The 15376-nt window shown below is 70.1% G+C and carries 15 protein-coding genes; 6 read left to right on the top strand and 9 right to left on the bottom strand.

Features of this window, described 5'->3' with window-relative positions; all coding sequences use genetic code 11:
• The first annotated feature begins 42 nt into the window (after positions 1-42).
• On the top strand, positions 43-501 hold the full coding sequence (locus OIC96_RS26245) for a hypothetical protein (protein WP_330305496.1): 459 nt from the start codon (positions 43-45) through the stop codon (positions 499-501).
• 113 nt (positions 502-614) lie between these two features.
• Positions 615-1346 (top strand): nucleotidyltransferase family protein, encoded by a 732-nt coding sequence (locus OIC96_RS26240; RefSeq protein ID WP_330305497.1) that lies wholly within the window; start codon positions 615-617, stop codon positions 1344-1346.
• Between the two features lie 124 nt (positions 1347-1470).
• Here the strand turns inward: OIC96_RS26240 and OIC96_RS26235 are convergent, their stop codons facing one another.
• From OIC96_RS26235 to OIC96_RS26210, 6 genes are all read right to left on the bottom strand, one after another.
• Positions 1471-3141 (bottom strand): DoxX family protein, encoded by a 1671-nt coding sequence (locus OIC96_RS26235; RefSeq protein WP_330305498.1) that lies wholly within the window; start codon positions 3139-3141, stop codon positions 1471-1473.
• Positions 3142-3279: 138 nt separating this feature from the next.
• On the bottom strand, positions 3280-4221 hold the full coding sequence (rlmB, locus tag OIC96_RS26230; RefSeq protein WP_330305499.1) for a 23S rRNA (guanosine(2251)-2'-O)-methyltransferase RlmB: 942 nt from the start codon (positions 4219-4221) through the stop codon (positions 3280-3282).
• 164 nt (positions 4222-4385) lie between these two features.
• Complete coding sequence (gene cysS / locus OIC96_RS26225) at positions 4386-5786, bottom strand: cysteine--tRNA ligase (protein WP_330305500.1); 1401 nt, start codon at positions 5784-5786, stop codon at positions 4386-4388.
• A gap of 300 nt (positions 5787-6086) precedes the next feature.
• Positions 6087-6590, bottom strand: coding sequence for a 2-C-methyl-D-erythritol 2,4-cyclodiphosphate synthase (gene ispF / locus OIC96_RS26220; protein ID WP_330305501.1), 504 nt, complete (start codon positions 6588-6590; stop codon positions 6087-6089).
• Positions 6580-7332, bottom strand: coding sequence for a 2-C-methyl-D-erythritol 4-phosphate cytidylyltransferase (gene ispD / locus OIC96_RS26215; protein WP_327429749.1), 753 nt, complete (start codon positions 7330-7332; stop codon positions 6580-6582). The genes ispF and ispD overlap by 11 nt, the downstream gene beginning before the upstream one ends.
• Before the next feature lie 381 nt (positions 7333-7713).
• A complete protein-coding gene (locus tag OIC96_RS26210) occupies positions 7714-8196 on the bottom strand; it encodes a CarD family transcriptional regulator (protein WP_003953493.1) in 483 nt (160 codons plus the stop codon).
• Positions 8197-8944: 748 nt separating this feature from the next.
• On the opposite strand from OIC96_RS26210, the gene OIC96_RS26205 reads away from it, so the two are divergent.
• Positions 8945-9625 carry a DUF461 domain-containing protein gene (locus OIC96_RS26205; RefSeq protein ID WP_330305502.1) on the top strand — a complete coding sequence of 227 codons (681 nt, stop codon included), beginning with the start codon at positions 8945-8947 and terminating at the stop codon, positions 9623-9625.
• 100 nt (positions 9626-9725) lie between these two features.
• Here the strand turns inward: OIC96_RS26205 and OIC96_RS26200 are convergent, their stop codons facing one another.
• Positions 9726-10406: a response regulator transcription factor gene (locus OIC96_RS26200; protein ID WP_009340348.1), complete on the bottom strand. Its 681-nt coding sequence runs from the start codon at positions 10404-10406 to the stop codon at positions 9726-9728.
• Positions 10403-11680: a sensor histidine kinase gene (locus OIC96_RS26195; protein WP_330305503.1), complete on the bottom strand. Its 1278-nt coding sequence runs from the start codon at positions 11678-11680 to the stop codon at positions 10403-10405. Before OIC96_RS26195 ends, OIC96_RS26200 begins: the two co-directional genes overlap by 4 nt.
• A gap of 223 nt (positions 11681-11903) precedes the next feature.
• Between OIC96_RS26195 and phoU the strand changes: the two genes are divergently transcribed.
• The 3 genes from phoU (at position 11904) to OIC96_RS26180 (ending at position 13290) form a co-directional block, all read left to right on the top strand.
• Positions 11904-12593, top strand: coding sequence for a phosphate signaling complex protein PhoU (gene phoU / locus OIC96_RS26190; protein ID WP_330305504.1), 690 nt, complete (start codon positions 11904-11906; stop codon positions 12591-12593).
• A 142-nt stretch (positions 12594-12735) separates the two neighbouring features.
• Positions 12736-12888 carry a hypothetical protein gene (locus OIC96_RS26185; RefSeq protein ID WP_330305505.1) on the top strand — a complete coding sequence of 51 codons (153 nt, stop codon included), beginning with the start codon at positions 12736-12738 and terminating at the stop codon, positions 12886-12888.
• Positions 12889-13041: 153 nt separating this feature from the next.
• Positions 13042-13290, top strand: a complete 249-nt coding sequence (locus tag OIC96_RS26180; RefSeq protein WP_327429754.1) for an SCO4226 family nickel-binding protein — start codon at positions 13042-13044, stop codon at positions 13288-13290.
• A 439-nt stretch (positions 13291-13729) separates the two neighbouring features.
• Here OIC96_RS26180 and OIC96_RS26175 read toward each other — a convergent pair whose 3' ends face one another.
• Complete coding sequence (locus OIC96_RS26175; RefSeq protein WP_330305506.1) at positions 13730-14980, bottom strand: calcium-binding protein; 1251 nt, start codon at positions 14978-14980, stop codon at positions 13730-13732.
• Between the last annotated feature and the right edge of the window lie 396 nt (positions 14981-15376).

Below are 15376 nucleotides of genomic sequence, written 5' to 3'. Positions count from 1 at the left end.
CTAAATGTCGCCAAATCATCACCCCGCGCTACCCTCACTCGCGTGAAGCACTCCACCACTAACCAACAGACCCGGCGTGGCCGCGGCCCCGCCCGCCGGGTCGGCCGCACCCTCGCCTTCGTTCTGCCTGTCGTCCTGGTGCTCTCCGGGACCCTCGCGGTCACCCGAGTCAACTGGTCGGGGAACCCCTCGAACTCGGTGCTCACCGCGTCCGAAGCGACCTCGTCGGATGTCTCCACCCGAGCCGTCTCCCGGGCCCCCCAGGACGTCCTGCGCGACAAGCTCCTGCTGGAGCTCCAGGAGAAGAACCCGGGCGTCGCGCTCACCCACCTCCAGGAGGCGGTGAACGGGCGCCCCTCGCTCGCGAAGCACTGCGTCTCCATCGCCCGGGCCCTGGGCCGCGCCGCGGTCCGCGCGTACGGCCCCACGCGCGCCCAGTCCTTCGCACGCCCCGTCTGTGACACGTCCTTCGCCTCGGGGGTCGCGGCCACGCACTTCTGAGCCGCTTACCTCCCACCGCCACAAAAGGGCTGATTCCGGTCCGTCAGGTAACGGCTGATTAAGGAACGGTTGCCGCCAGAAGCCGCGAGCGGGGCGCCACGTACAGTTCGGTCATGACCGATCCGAACGCCGCGTCGCGCCCCGTTCAAGCCGTTGTGCTGGCCGGTGGCCAGGGCTCCCGGCTGCGCCCGTACACCGACGACCGGCCCAAGCCGATGGTCGAGATCCCCGGCACCGGGACCCCGATCATCGGCCACCAGTTGACCTGGCTCGCCGAAGAGGGCGTGACCGACGTCGTCGTCTCCTGCGGCCACCTCGCCGAGGTCCTGCAGAAGTGGCTGGACTCCGCCGACCTCCCCGTCAACGTCACGACGGTCGTCGAGACGGAGCCCCTCGGCCGCGGCGGCGGCCTCAAGTACGCCGCCGCGCACCTCCCGCACCCGGACCAGCCCTGGTACGCGACGAACGGCGACATCTGGACCCGTTTCTCGCTGCGCGACATGGCGGACTTCCACACCGAGCGCGACGCCGTGGCGACCCTCGCCCTCGCCCGTCCCCGCATCCCGTGGGGCGCCGTCGAGACGGACGACTTCGGGCGCGTGACGGACTTCATCGAGTCCCCGCCGACCACGTACGAGATCAACGCGGGCGTCTACGTCTTCTCCGCCGAGTTCGCCGACCTGCTCCCCGAGCGCGGCGACCACGAGCGCACCACGTTCCCGCACCTGGCCCGCGAGCGCCGCCTGGCCGGCTTCTCGCTCCCGCAGGGCGCGTACTGGCGCGCCATCGACACGGCGAAGGACCTCACGGAGGCGGCGAAGGAACTGGCGGCGCTGGGCCGCTGAGGCCGCGTCCCTTGGGGTTGATTGTTTGGCTGCGGGTGGGTGGGGGCTGGTGCAAAAGATTGCGCAGTTCCCCGCGCCCCTAAAAGGGGCGCGGGGAACTGCGCAATCGTCCGTCTAGCGGGGGTCACCCGAGAAGACCACCCACAAGCCCCGGCTGCCCCGTGGACCCACCGGTACCGCCGCTCGGAGACCCACCGGTGGAGCCGCCACTCGACGTACCCCCACCGGACGTCGGCCCCGCACTGGTACTCGGCGCCTGATTCACCGGCGACGACTGCTGAGGCGGAGCCTGCCCGCTGCCCTGCGTCTGGCTGGGCCCACTGCTGACCGTGCCGGTCTCATGGACCGCCCCCGGCGTGGTGGCCGCCCCTGACGGCGACGAGGAGCTGCCCTGGGTGGGCGACTCGGAGGCCGACGGCGTGGCCTTGTGCTGCCGCTTGCCGGGCGTCTCGGGAAGCGGGGACCCGGGCAGTTCGTTGCGCGGAGCCTCGCCGGGCCCCGGCACGACGATTCGGTCGGCGTCGCGGACGGCGCCGCCGAGGAGCGAGCCGATGAGCAGGGTGAGGCCGACGGCGACGGTCGTGACGAGCGCGCCGCGGCGCAGCACTCGGTGCCGCAGTTCCCAGATGTCGGCGCGCGGCCCGAGGTTCCGCCAGGCCTCGCTCGCGAGGCGTCCGTCGACGGAGTAGACGGGGGCGCCCGCGATGATCAGCGGGGACCAGGCGGCGAGGTAGATGATGTCCGGCGCGTCGTACACGGGCACCGTCTTCCAGCTGACGGTCACGATGAGCGCCGCCGACAGCATCGCGCCGACGACGGCGGCGACCCGCTGCCACAGCCCGAGCACCGTGAGGACGCCCACGATGACCTGGAGGAAGGCGATGACGAGCCCGGAGCCGACGGGGTGCTGGAGCGCGAACTGCCGCAGCGGCTCGGCGACTTCCCAGGGGTGCAGCGTGTTCAGCCACTTCACCATGGAGCCGCGCTTGCCGCCGTCGAAGTAGACGGGGTCGCAGAGCTTGCCCATGCCGGCGTAGATGGAGATGAACCCGAGGAAGACGCGCAGCGGGAGCAGCACCACGCCGAGGTTCATACGGCGGCCGGGGTAGTACGCGTGCCGGACGGGGTCGGCGCCGTGCCGCTTGGCCCGTGCGTCGCGCTCGTCGCCGTCGTCGCCGTCGTCGCCCTCGTACGCGTACGCGTCGTCCTCGAACTCGCCGCCCGCGTACCGGGGTTCGTCGTAGGCGCTGTCCACGGTGCGCATGTGCGGCAGCAGCCGGGGCTCGCCGGAGTCGTGACTGCGCTGGCTGCCGACGAGGGGCGTCTCGACCGTCTCGACGGTCAGATCGCGGTCGTAGCCGCCGTGTTCGTCGATGCGCGGGATGACCTGGGTCGCGCCGGCGTCGCCCGCCGGGTCGGCGGAGCCGTGGCGCAGGCTCGTGCTCCGCACGGCCTGGAGCAGCCGGTGGGCGCCGGTGTCGTCCGGCGCGGACTTCCCGCTCCAGACGACGGGGGCGCGGCGGCGGGCCCCGGCGGCCGGACCGGCCGCGCCCGCTCTGCCCGCCGTACCGACGACGGGGATCCGCGCGGTGTCGTCGCCGGCACTCAAGTGCCGTGCGACACGCGGGGATTGGCTCCGCGACGCGACTCCTAGCTGCACGCGGAAGCTCGCATGATTGACGATGACCTGCGCCGGATCGCTCGGCACCTTCACCATGCTCAGCGCGGGAGCGTCGTCGAATCCCGACGAGCGGTCCCCCGTGGGTGTGCGGGGTGTTCTGGTGTCCACACTCATCTAACCGAGTGATGTGTGTTTAGGACACTGCTTTGACCGCGCCGATCTGTCCGGACCGCGTCAAGGTCATCCCGAACATCCCGATTACCCCACGGGGGTGACTACGCACACATGTGTTCAGGTGCGCGGTCGTCATGCTCAGGCGCGTCGCCGCGCCGCCTCGTACAGCACAACTCCCGCCGCCACACCGGCATTCAGCGACTCCGTGCCGCCCGGCATCGGAATCCGCACGCGGAAGTCACAGGTCTCGCCGACGAGCCGCGACAGCCCCTTGCCCTCGCTGCCGACGACGATGACGACGGGACCCCCGAGGGCCTCCAGCTCACCGATCTGGGCCTCACCGTCGGCGGCGAGACCGACCACCACGAGACCCGCCTTCTTGTACGCCTCCAGGGCGCGCGTCAGGTTCGAGGCGCGGGCGACGGGCGTACGGGCCGCGGCGCCGGCGGACGTCTTCCAGGCGCCGGCGGTCATGCCGGCCGCGCGGCGCTCGGGCACGACGACGCCGTGGCCGCCGAAGGCGGAGACGGAGCGGACGACGGCACCGAGGTTGCGCGGGTCGGTCACCCCGTCGAGGGCGACGATCAGCGGGTCCTGGCCCTCGTCGAACGCGGCGGCGACGAGGTCCTCCGGGTGCGCGTACTCGTACGGCGGGACCTGGAGGACGAGACCCTGGTGGTTGAGCCCATTGGTCATGCGGTCGAGCTCGGGACGCGGCGCCTCCATGAGGTGGATGCCGCCGCGCTCACCCACGAGCTGAAGGGCTTCACGCACCCGCTCGTCGTTGTCGATGAACTGCTGGACGTACAGCATCGACGCGGGCACGCCCTCGCGCAGCGCCTCGACGACGGAGTTGCGCCCGACGACCATCTCGGACGTGCCCTTGCCGCCGCGCCCCTTGGGCGCGGGGCGGCGCACGGCCTGCTTCGCCTTGGCGCCCGCGATGCGGTTCTTCTTGTGCCCCTTGCGCATCTCGGCGGGCGGGGTCGGGCCCTTGCCTTCAAGGCCCCGGCGTCGCTGGCCGCCACTGCCGACCTGCGCGCCCTTCTTGCCGGACATGCGGCGGTTGTTAGCGGCCATGACCTACCTGTCTGTGTGTGAGAGCTGGCGCTCTACTGAGGAGAGCTGACGCTCTTCAAAATGCGTACGTCTATGAAGTGTGCCGCCCGGAGGCCCGGGCGGCACAATCGATCAAGGTCGACGGGGGTCGACGGGGGGTCGGCCGGAGCCGACGCAGCGGGCGCTCAGCGTGGGCCGAGCGTCCAGCGCGGCCCCTGCGGACCGTCCTCGATGACCAGGCCCGACTGGTTGAGCTGGTCGCGGATGGCGTCCGCGGTCGCCCAGTCCTTGCGGGTCCGGGCGGCCTCGCGCTGGTCGAGGACCATCCGGACGAGGGTGTCGACAACGCCGTGCAGGTCCTCGCCGCGGTCGCCCTCGCCGACCCACTGCGGGTCGAGCGGGTCGAGCCCGAGGATGCCGAGCATGGCCCGCACCTCGGCCAGCCGTGCCACGGCGGCTTCCTTGTCGTCGGCGGCGAGGGCGGAGTTCCCCTGCCGCACGGTGGTGTGCACGATGGCGAGCGCCTGCGGCACACCCAGGTCGTCGTCCATGGCCTCGGCGAAGGCGGGCGGCACCTCGGCGGCGGGCTCGACGACGCCCCCCGCCTTCTCGACCACGCGCTGCACGAAGCCCTCGATACGCGCGAACGCCGACTCGGCCTCGCGCAGGGCGTCTTCGCTGTACTCGATCATCGAGCGGTAGTGCGGGGTGCCGAGGTAGTAGCGCAGCACGATGGGCCGCCAGTGCTTGACCATCTCGCTGACGAGGACCGAGTTCCCGAGGGACTTCGACATCTTCTCGCCGCTCATGGTGACCCAGGCGTTGTGCACCCAGTACTTGGCGAACTCGTCGCCGTAGGCCTTGGCCTGGGCGATCTCGTTCTCGTGGTGCGGGAAGATCAGGTCGAGCCCGCCGCCGTGGATGTCGAACGCGGAGCCCAGGTACTTGTGGGCCATGGCGGAGCACTCGAGATGCCAGCCGGGACGCCCCCGCCCCCACGGCGTCTCCCAGCTGGGCTCACCGGGCTTGGCGGCCTTCCACATGGCGAAGTCGCGCGAGTCCCGCTTGCCGGTCTCGCCCTCGCCGGAGGGCTGGAGCAGGTTGTCCAGCTCCTGGTTGGACAGCCGGAGGTATTCGGGGAAGGACCGTACGTCGAAGTAGACGTTCCCGTCGGCCTCGTACGCGTGCCCGCGCTCGATGAGCCCGCGCATCATCTCGACCATCTCGGTGATGTGGCCGGTGGCGCGCGGCTCGTAGGAGGGCGGCAGGCAGCCGAGCACGGAGTACCCGTCGTTGAAGGCCCGCTCGTTCTCGTACCCGATCGACCACCAAGGGCGGCCCTGCTCGGCCGACTTGGTGATGATCTTGTCGTCGATGTCGGTCACGTTGCGGATGAACGTGACGTCGTACCCGCGGTGCTCGAACCAGCGGCGCATGATGTCGAAGTTCAGCCCCGAGCGGATGTGCCCGATGTGGGGTGCGGCCTGCACGGTGGCGCCACACAGGTAGATCGAGACACAACCCGGCACGAGCGGGGTGAAGTCACGGATCTGCCGGGCGCTGGTGTCGTACAGGCGAATCGTCACCACTCCAGGGTAGTGGCCCCTGGGTAGTGCCCCGCGACCCTTCCGACCCAAGCAGCACGTATTCGTGACATACACCTGACTCCGCCCCACCCAGCCTTCTCTCGCCCCCGCCGCCTTCGACTCCGGGGGGTGGGTTCTTTGGCTGCGGGTGGATGGGGGCTGGTGCAAAAGATTGCGCAGTTCCCCGCGCCCCTTTTAGGGGCGCGGGGAACTGCGCAATCTTTTAGGGGGGTCTGGGGGCGCAGCCCCCAGGAACGGATGGGACGGGTAGGGGCGGCGGGGGCGAGGAACCGCCCGGCCTCAGCCCACCCGTACGACCAACGCCGTAGCCACAGCCATCAGCCCCTCGTCCCGCCCCGGAAAACCCAGCCCATCCGTCGTGGCCCCGGACACCGACACAGGAGCCCCCACCGCATCCGACAGAATCTTCTGCGCCTCGTCCCGCCGCTTCCCGATCTTCGGACGCGGCCCGACCACCTGCACAGCGACATTCCCGATGACAAACCCCGCCGCCCGCACGATCCGCGCGGCCTCCGTCAGCAGCGTGACCCCCGACGCCCCGGACCACTCGGGCCGCCCGGTCCCGAAGTGCGCCCCGAGGTCACCGAGCCCCGCCGCGGAGAACAACGCGTTGCACGCCGCATGCGCGACGACGTCCGCGTCGGAGTGCCCGGCAAGCCCGGCGCCCTCCCCCTCCCACAACAGCCCGGCACACCACAGCTCACGCCCTTCCTCGAAGGCGTGAATGTCCGTGCCGATCCCGACGAGCGGGATCACCGGCCCAGCGGCTCCCTCAGAACCCATCGTTCAGCCTCCGCCGCGCGAGAACCGCCTCCGCCAGCACAAGATCCAACGGCCGCGTCACCTTGAACGCCTCCTCGTGCCCGGGCACCACCACAACCCGCAGCCCCAGCTGCTCGACCATGCTCGCGTCGTCGGTCACGTTGTCGGTGACGGTCTCGTGGGCCCGTACGAGCGTCTCGCGGTCGAACCCCTGCGGCGTCTGCACGGCCCGCAACCGCGCCCGCTCGGGCGTGGCCACGACGGGCTCGGGAGCACCGGGGACGGCCGCGGGCTCGACCTCCTTGACGGTGTCGGCGAGCGGCAGTGCGGGGACGACGGCGGGAGCCCCGTCCCGTACGGCCTCGATGACGGCGTCCACGGTGTCGACGGGCACGAGCGGGCGGGCCGCGTCATGTACGAGGACGATGTCGATGCCGGGCGGCAGCGCGTCGAGCCCGTACTTCACGGACTCCTGGCGGCTGTCACCGCCGGGCACGACCAGGAAGTCGGTGCGCTCGGGCAGCGCGTGCGCGTCGAGCAGCGTCTTCACCTCGGCCGCGCCCTCGGGCGGGGCCACGACGACGACCAGCGAGACGGCGCGGGACGCGGCCATCGCGCGGACCGCGTGAATGAGCATCGGCGTGCCGTTCAGCGCGCGAAGCGCTTTGGGGGCGCCCGGGCCGAGGCGCACGCCCCTGCCGGCGGCCGGAATCACGGCCGCGGTACGTGCCCCCGACGGCGAAGGGCGCGAAACGTCAGACATCGGTTCCTGTCAGGTTTGTGTGCTCGGCCGGTATGGGTATGGCCTGGGCGTGCCCCCCGCTCGTAGAGCTGGGGGTGTGCCGGGCGCGACGCTTGACCGGGGACCCTTCCGTGACACATCCGGTCGAGCGAACTGCCCGGGCCGGGCATGCCAGGTAGGGGATATGCGGGTACGTCGGTATACGTATACCGAGTGAACATCCGGTATACCGAATGGGCGCGGGTATGAACATGCCGCAGCGCCCGGCGACAGCAATTGCGTCATCGGGCACCGCGGCATTTCATTGCGCAGCTGCGCGGGCTTGTCCGTACGTCAAGACGACTGCCGTCTCGGCGACTGTGTACGTCGGGACGATAAAGACTGTCTCGGCGACTGCCAGCGTCAGGACGCGAGAACCTCGTCGAGCAGGGCCTCGGCCTTGTCCTCGTTCGTGTTCTCCGCGAGGGCGAGCTCGCTCACCAGAATCTGGCGGGCCTTGGCGAGCATGCGCTTCTCACCGGCGGAGAGTCCACGCTCGCGCTCACGACGCCACAGGTCACGGACGACTTCCGCGACCTTGATGACATCGCCGGAGGCGAGCTTCTCCAGATTTGCCTTGTAACGACGCGACCAGTTCGTGGGCTCCTCGGCGTACGGCGCGCGCAGCACCTCGAAGACCCGGTCCAGCCCGTCCTGACCGACCACATCACGCACGCCGACGAACTCCGCATTGTCCGCTGGCACACGTACCGTCAGGTCGCCCTGGGCGACCTTCAGCACCAAGTAGGTCTTGTCCACGCCTTTGATCTGGCGAGTTTCGATGGCCTCGATCAGCGCGGCCCCGTGATGGGGATAGACCACGGTGTCGCCAACCTTGAACGTCATGTGACAGGTACCCCTTCCGTGGCTATCCAGGGTAACACGGATACTGCGTCTTCTGAATGGCGTTTTCGCAGGTCAGGGCATATCTCGGGGCTTGACAACCGCAACAGGAACGTGCTGCGAGGGGCGATCGGAAGGGGGTATTCGCAGGTCGGAGCCGCTGTCCAGGGGAAGAGAAACGCGCACGTTACACACAACGGAAGCCCCTGACCAGGGGGTGAACGTACCGGTTTGTCCAGCTCCAAGAGCGCGACTTCCGCTACTCCGTTCGGTGACCGGAGTCGAGTACGAGACGAATCCGGAATTGATCAAGGCGGCCGATGATCAACCTCTTGAACAGCCGATGATCAATTTTCGGGACCGCCATGCATTCCTTACGCGCCCTTACGACTCCTTACGGGAAAATCCGCAAGTGGATGCCGGGGGTACTTATGTGAATGGCGGACGAGTGCGCGCCCAAAGTAGCCGATGAGCCGGAGGAACAGTGTGCGACGGACGGGGCGCACACCGGGCGCAAGGAAGCCCGGCGGCGCGCGGACGACAGCCCCGGCCAGTGCGCGGACGACAGCCCCCGGCCGGTGCGCGAATGGCAGCCCGTCGGCACGCGGATGACAGCCCGTGCGCGGTAAGAGGCGGGTCGGGTGCGGTGGCATGGGAACGGCTCGGTAACCTAAGGCCGCTGACAGACCCTTAGGGCGGCTTTACAACGAAGTCGTCCTGCTTCGCCCACGTTCAAGGAGTTGCCGCCGCCGTGAGCAGCAGCCTTCGACGCGGCGCCCTCGCCGCCGCCGCCATCGCGTTCTCGATCGCCTCGCTCTCCGCGTGCGCGGCCGGCAACGACGCCCAGACGCTTGAGGTGAAGCCTGACAACGCGGCGACCACCGTCGGCGACATCAAGGTCCAGAACGCCCTGGTCATCACCCAGCCCAACACGACGGCCACGGGCCCGGCGGTGATCTCCGCGACGCTGTTCAACAACGGCAGCAGCGACCAGACCCTGGACTCGATCAACGTCGGCGGTGACGGCACCGCCGAGATCACGCCCGCCGACGGCAAGGGCAAGCTGACCATCCCGGCCGGCGGCTCCGTCGTCCTCGGCGGCAAGGGCAACGCCTCCGCCGCGCTGACCAACCCCGGTGAGGCCGTCAGGGACGGCAACGCCCAGAAGGTCACCTTCGGCTTCAGCAAGACCGGTGCCGTGAGCCTGCGCGCCTTCGTCGTCCCGGCCGAGAGCTACTTCACCAAGTGGGGCCCGAGCGACATCCCGGCCGCGCCGGACGCCTCGGCCTCCGCGACCACCGGGCCTTCCGAGTCCGCCTCGGGCTCCCCGTCCGAGTCCGTCTCGGAGACGCCCACGGACGTGACGTCGTCGAGCACGACGGTCGCGGGCACGGCCACGGCGAACGCCTCGGAGTCGGCTTCCGGCAACTGACCGGCGTACGCCGAGATCAACCTCGTACAACGCGCGAAGGGCGGGACCCCTCCAGGGGGTGCCGCCCTTCGTCGTGCCTCACGCGCGCGTGGGGGTCGGTTTACGGCTCGAACTTGTACCCCAGCCCCCGCACCGTCACCAGGTACCGCGGCGCGCCCGGGTCAGGCTCGATCTTCGCGCGCAGGCGCTTGACGTGGACGTCGAGGGTCTTGGTGTCGCCTACGTAGTCGGCGCCCCAGACCCGGTCGATGAGCTGCATGCGGGTCAGTACGCGGCCCGCGTTGCGGAGCAGCATCTCCAGGAGGTCGAACTCCTTCAGGGGGAGGTCGACCTTGGAGCCGGAGACGGTGACCACGTGGCGGTCGACGTCCATGCGGACCGGACCGGCCTCCAGGGCGGCCGGGGTGACCTCCTCGGGCTCGCCACGACGGCGGAGCACGGCGCGGATGCGGGCGACGAGCTCACGCGACGAGAAGGGCTTCGTCACGTAGTCGTCGGCTCCTATTTCCAGCCCGACGACCTTGTCGATCTCGCTGTCCTTGGCGGTGACCATGATCACCGGGACGTTGGAGCGGCCGCGCAGCTGGCGGCAGACCTCCGTGCCGGGCAGCCCCGGCAGCATCAGGTCGAGGAGGACGAGGTCGGCGCCGTTGCGCTCGAACTCGTCGAGTCCGTCGGGCCCGGTGGTCGCGATGGCGACCTCGAAGCCCTCCTTGCGGAGCATGTACGACAGGGCGTCGGAGAAGGACTCCTCGTCCTCGACGACGAGCACACGGGTCACGGAAGGACCTCCGGAGCGGGAAGCGGTTCGTACGGGGATGTGACGGTGGTCGTCCCGTCAGGCTGCTCGGTCTCGTCCTCCTGGTCGAGTCCGGGCATGTGGTGATCGGTCAGGCGGTCGCGGGCCGCACCCGCCTCCGGCAGCCTCAGGGTGAACGTGGAGCCCTGACCCTCGGAGCTCCACACCGTGACCTCCCCGGCATGCGAGGCGGCCACGTGCTTGACGATCGCGAGACCGAGGCCCGTACCGCCCGTTTGGCGGGAGCGGGCCGGGTCCACGCGGTAGAAGCGCTCGAAGACGCGCTCCCGGTCCTTCTCCGAGATGCCGATGCCCTGGTCGGTCACGGCGATCTCGATGAGGTCTCCGCCGGGCGCGGTCACCCGGCGCGCGGCTATACCCACCCGGGTGCGGGCGGGCGAGTAGTTGACGGCGTTCTCGACGAGGTTTCCGAGGGCGGCGGCCAGCTGGCCCCGGTTTCCCCAGATGCTCAGGTCGGCGGTGCCGCCCGCGGCCATGGTGATCTGCTTGGTGCCGGCCTGGTGGCGGCAGCGGTCGATCGCCTCGGCGACGAGTTCGTCGACGCGTACGGGCTCGGCGTCCTCCAGGGGGTCGTCGTTCTGGACCCGGGAGAGGTCGATGAGCTCCTGTACGAGGTTGGTGAGCCGGGTGGCCTCTATCTGCATGCGTCCGGCGAAGCGTTCGACGGCCTCGGGGTCGTCGGAGGCGTCCATGACAGCCTCGGAGAGGAGCGAGAGCGCGCCCACCGGGGTCTTGAGCTCATGGCTGACGTTCGCGACGAAGTCGCGTCGTACGGCCTCGATGCGCCGGGCCTCGGTGAGGTCCTCCACGAGCAGGAGCACCAGCCGCGACCCGAGGGGCGCCACACGTGCGGAGACGGCGAGGGCTTCTCCCCTCCCCGTCCCGCGCCTCGGCAGATCCAGCTCCACCTGGCGTATCTCCCCGTCGCGACGGGTGTCACGCGCCATCTGGAGCATCGGCTCGACGGCCAGCTTGCCGCCGCGCACCAGCCCGAGGGCGTACGCCGCCGAGCTGGCCTTGACCACGGCGTCCGCCTCGTCGAGCACGACCGCCGAGGACCGGAGCACGGACAGCACGGTGTCGACACCCGGCGGAAGCACCGGGTCCGTGTGCAGCGACGTGCGGGTCGGGCGTTTCTGGTCGCGCTCGCTCCAGCGGAACGCCAGCATGGCGATGACACCGGTCAGTACTCCGGCGATCGCTGCCGCTGCGGCGACCGCCGCGTTCACGTCCATGCACCCAGGTTAGGCATGTCGTCGCCGCTGGCCACAGCCATCCGGGTGCGAGCTCGAACACTCGTCGCCCAGAGTTCACCTAGGAGCTAGTGATGGTTCATTTGGGATGCCGGAAACGGACGCGTACGGGACGGAACGTGGGAGCGTGGGGTTCACAGCGCCCGTTTCGACAGGCTCTGGCTCCCCGGAACCCCCGATGAAGACGTAAGAGAGGGACAACCTGATGCGGGACGCGTACCACGAGGAACTGGACTCGATCGGCGAGGGCCTGGTCGAGATGGCCCGGCTCGTCGGGTCGGCGATCGGGCGCGCCACGACGGCCATCCTCGACTCCGACCTGAAGCTGGCCGAGAGCGTCATCGCGGCCGACCAGAAGGTCGACGATCTTCAGCACGACCTGGAGGCCCGGGCGATAGCCCTGCTGGCCCGCCAGCAGCCGGTGGCCACGGACCTCCGTATCGTCGTCACCTCGCTCCGTATGTCCGCGGACCTGGAGCGCTCCGGCGACCTGGCCCAGCATGTGGCGAAGCTGGCCCGGCTGCGCTTCCCCGAGCGCGCGGTCCCGCACGACCTGCACGCCACGGTCCTGGAGATGGGCCAGCTCGCGCAGCGCCTGATGGCGAAGGCGGCCGAGGTCGTCATCACCAAGGACGTCGACCTCGCCCTCCAGCTGGAGCAGGACGACGACGAGATGGACCTGCTGCACCGCACGCTCTTCCAGCACCTGCTGGACGACCGCTGGAAGCACGGCATCGAGACGGCCGTCGACGTGACCCTGCTCGGCCGCTACTACGAGCGTTTCGCCGACCACGCGGTGTCCGTGGCCAAGCGCGTGGTGTTCCTGGTCACGGGTGAGCACGCGGACGAGCTCCAGGCGGACATCCAGCCGGTGACGGGGGTGGAGGGGGCCTGAGTGCCCGCTCCGGGGGCGCGTGCAAGCCTCAGTGCGCCGAGTGTGCGCCGTTGATGCACCCGCCCCAGTGGGCATGCAATGGGTGCCAGGAGCTGTGCGGTGCAGTGTGCCTCGCACACCTTCGTGTCTGAAGGAGGGACCCATGGCCGAATCCCCCAGCACGACCGATCCCACGCAGAACGGTGACACCGAGCAGCCCGCCGAGATCAAGAGCCTCCCCTTGTTCGCCGCCTGCGGCTGCGGCTCCGGCTGCGGGTGCGGCTGCCAGTCGGGCAATCCGTGCCAGTGCGGCTGATCTCGTACGACACCGAAGGGCCCCGCCACTCATGGCGGGGCCCTTCTTCATGCTTCGAGGGTCGCCCCCGCCGCCGTAAAGGCGCAGCATGGAGGAGAGGAAACAAGGTGAGAGGCGACGCATAAGGACGCATAAGAAGGAGGTGGGGAGGCCATGACGCAGTTCATGGACGTCCACCACGGAATGGCGGGCATCACCGCAGATCAGCTCATGCAGGCACACAAGGCCGACCTCGCCATCGAGAAGGACGAGGGCGTGCACTTCGAGAGGGCCTGGGCGGACCCGGAGTCCGGCACGGTGTACTGCCTCTCCTCGGCCCCCTCGGCCGAGGCGATCCAGCGCATCCACGAACGCACCGGCCACGCGCCGGACGAGATCCATCCGGTGCCGCTGTCGATATGACGGCCACGGTCCCCATGGCCACGGGCCCATGACCCCACGACCGCGTGACCGCGTGACCGCATAACCGCATAACCGCGTGACGGGGTGGGGCCCTGACCTGCACAATCCGGCCATGGGAACGGACATGGACGGGTTCATCGAGGTCAGAAGCACATAGATCGACTTCACCGAACCCGATGACGACGAGTTCTCCCTCCGCCGGCACCCGGCCTGTGCCCTGGATCACCTCTACAACGACCGGTCCTGCGTGGTCGCCCAAGCCTTCCGCGAACACGGAACCGACGCCCACAGCCCGTCCTGCCGCGTGCGAGCAGGCTTACTCGCCTCGGATGGACAAAGCTCTGAAACGGGCCTCGTGCGTTGGTCGCCGCTGCGACGAGGGGTGCGCCGGGGCCCGTTTCTGATGTCCGTCGATCAGGTCGGCGGCGTGTGGGGTGGGTCAGACGCAGCCGGGTCCGGTGGAGGGGTTGGAACAGGCGTTGGTGCCGGTGCCGCCGTCGTTGGTGTTGGTACCGGGGCCGCCGTTGAGGGCGTCGTTGCCGGGGCCGCCGAAGAGGGCGTCGTTGCCGTTGTTGCCGTTCAGGCTGTCGGCGCCGTTGCCACCCTCGATGCGGTCGTTGCCGTCACCGCCGGTGAGGGAGTCGTTGCCGTCGCCGCCGCAGATGAGGTCGTTGCCACCGCGGCCCTCGACCGCATCGCTGCCGCCGAGAGCGAAGATCACATCGTCGCCGGGAGTGCCGACCAGGAAGTCGCGGCCGTTGGTGCCGGTGATGGTCGGCGTGGCGGTCGCGCAGGTGAGGGGAACCGGCTCGTAGGTGATGGTCACCTGGGCCGGTCCCGCTGCAGGTCCGGAGGTACCACCCGTGGGGACGCGGTTCGACGCACCACCGCCGCCACCGGGGCCGAAAGTGGGAGGGGGGTTATGGAGACGGTTGCAGCCTCCGCCGCCGCCTCCACCGAACCAGCCGCCCCCGCCTCCGCCGGCCCCGAAGCCGCCTCCGCCGTTGCCGCCCGCACCGCCTGTGCCCGGAGTGCCGGATGTACCGCCGAAGGGGCATGCGGCTCCGCCCGCGCCGCCGGCGGTCTGGGTTCCGCCGCCGCCGCCCTGGCCGCTGTCCATTCTGTCGCCGCCGGCACCCCCGGTGTTTCCGGCGTCTCCGCCGGTGGCCTCCAGGTTGGGGAATCCGCTGAAGCCGCTTCCGCCGCCTCCTCCGCCGCCCGCGACGATGAGGCGGGGGTCGGTGCCGGGGACGCCGGTCAGGGTGCAGCCGGGGCCGGCCGAGCTGCAGGTGCGGACGTCGCTGGAACCGCCGCCGGCACCGCCCGTAGACCCCCCTCCGCCGCCGGCGCCCCCGCCCGTGCCGACGTTGACATAGAGGGTGGTGGTGCTGGGCGGCACGGTGACGGTGCCGGTGACGGTGGCGCCGTTGCCGCCTGTGCCGCCGTTGCCCCCGTTCTGGCCCGCGGCACCTGTGGCGGTGACGGTCAGTTGGGTGACGCCGGCCGGGACGGTGAAGGGCTGGTCGGCGCCCGCGTTGAAGGTGACGGTCACGGGCACCGCCGCAGCAGCGGGCGTGGCCGTGGGCACCACCAGGGCCGCCGGCAGCGCCACCGTGGCGAGCAGGACGGCAGCACGCCTGGCCGGGCGCCTCCGCTCACCCGCGGCTCCGGCACCACGACGATGGAACATGGCATGTTGCAGGGTCGGTCTCACGAGGGAAACTCCTCGACAAAGAGCGCGGCACTCAGCACGTGCCACGGACGTCGGTTGGTGTTCAGGCCCCTGCCGGGACCGCCCAACGATCAAGCCACACCCGCCCTGTGCGACCGTACAGACACACCGTCATACCGCCCGCGATCCACCGACCAGACGCTGCCCGACCCCGAACTCGGTCCTGTGATCCGTTGGCGCGTGCGCCGATGCCCCGTAAGAGGGATGGCGAGGGTAACCGCCCCGTGGCGACGACCAACCCGTCTGCGGTTGCCCTCCTGTGTGCGTCGGCGTTGATGTCACCGGGCGTGAAGGTGTACGCGCATCTCATGCCCAGCAGTCGGGAGCGTGCTCGGAAGGCTCTCGGCCAGGCCC

Source organism: Streptomyces sp. NBC_00775, from assembly GCF_036347135.1.
Classification (GTDB): domain Bacteria; phylum Actinomycetota; class Actinomycetes; order Streptomycetales; family Streptomycetaceae; genus Streptomyces; species Streptomyces lutosisoli.
The sequence above is the reverse complement of the archived record's forward strand: the minus strand, read 5'-3'. Positions and strand labels throughout refer to the sequence as shown.

Bases quoted from the DNA above. Each gene is read 5' to 3' on its own strand.
- OIC96_RS26240 (WP_330305497.1), top strand. From the start codon at position 615: ATGACCGATCCGAACGCCGCGTCGCGCCCCGTTCAAGCCGTTGTGCTG.
- OIC96_RS26235 (WP_330305498.1), bottom strand. From the start codon at position 3,141: ATGAGTGTGGACACCAGAACACCCCGCACACCCACGGGGGACCGCTCG.
- rlmB (WP_330305499.1), bottom strand. From the start codon at position 4,221: ATGGCCGCTAACAACCGCCGCATGTCCGGCAAGAAGGGCGCGCAGGTC.
- ispF (WP_330305501.1), bottom strand. From the start codon at position 6,590: ATGGGTTCTGAGGGAGCCGCTGGGCCGGTGATCCCGCTCGTCGGGATC.
- ispD (WP_327429749.1), bottom strand. From the start codon at position 7,332: ATGTCTGACGTTTCGCGCCCTTCGCCGTCGGGGGCACGTACCGCGGCC.
- OIC96_RS26210 (WP_003953493.1), bottom strand. From the start codon at position 8,196: ATGACGTTCAAGGTTGGCGACACCGTGGTCTATCCCCATCACGGGGCC.
- OIC96_RS26195 (WP_330305503.1), bottom strand. From the start codon at position 11,680: ATGGACGTGAACGCGGCGGTCGCCGCAGCGGCAGCGATCGCCGGAGTA.
- phoU (WP_330305504.1), top strand. From the start codon at position 11,904: ATGCGGGACGCGTACCACGAGGAACTGGACTCGATCGGCGAGGGCCTG.
- OIC96_RS26185 (WP_330305505.1), top strand. From the start codon at position 12,736: ATGGCCGAATCCCCCAGCACGACCGATCCCACGCAGAACGGTGACACC.
- OIC96_RS26180 (WP_327429754.1), top strand. From the start codon at position 13,042: ATGACGCAGTTCATGGACGTCCACCACGGAATGGCGGGCATCACCGCA.
- OIC96_RS26175 (WP_330305506.1), bottom strand. From the start codon at position 14,980: ATGTTCCATCGTCGTGGTGCCGGAGCCGCGGGTGAGCGGAGGCGCCCG.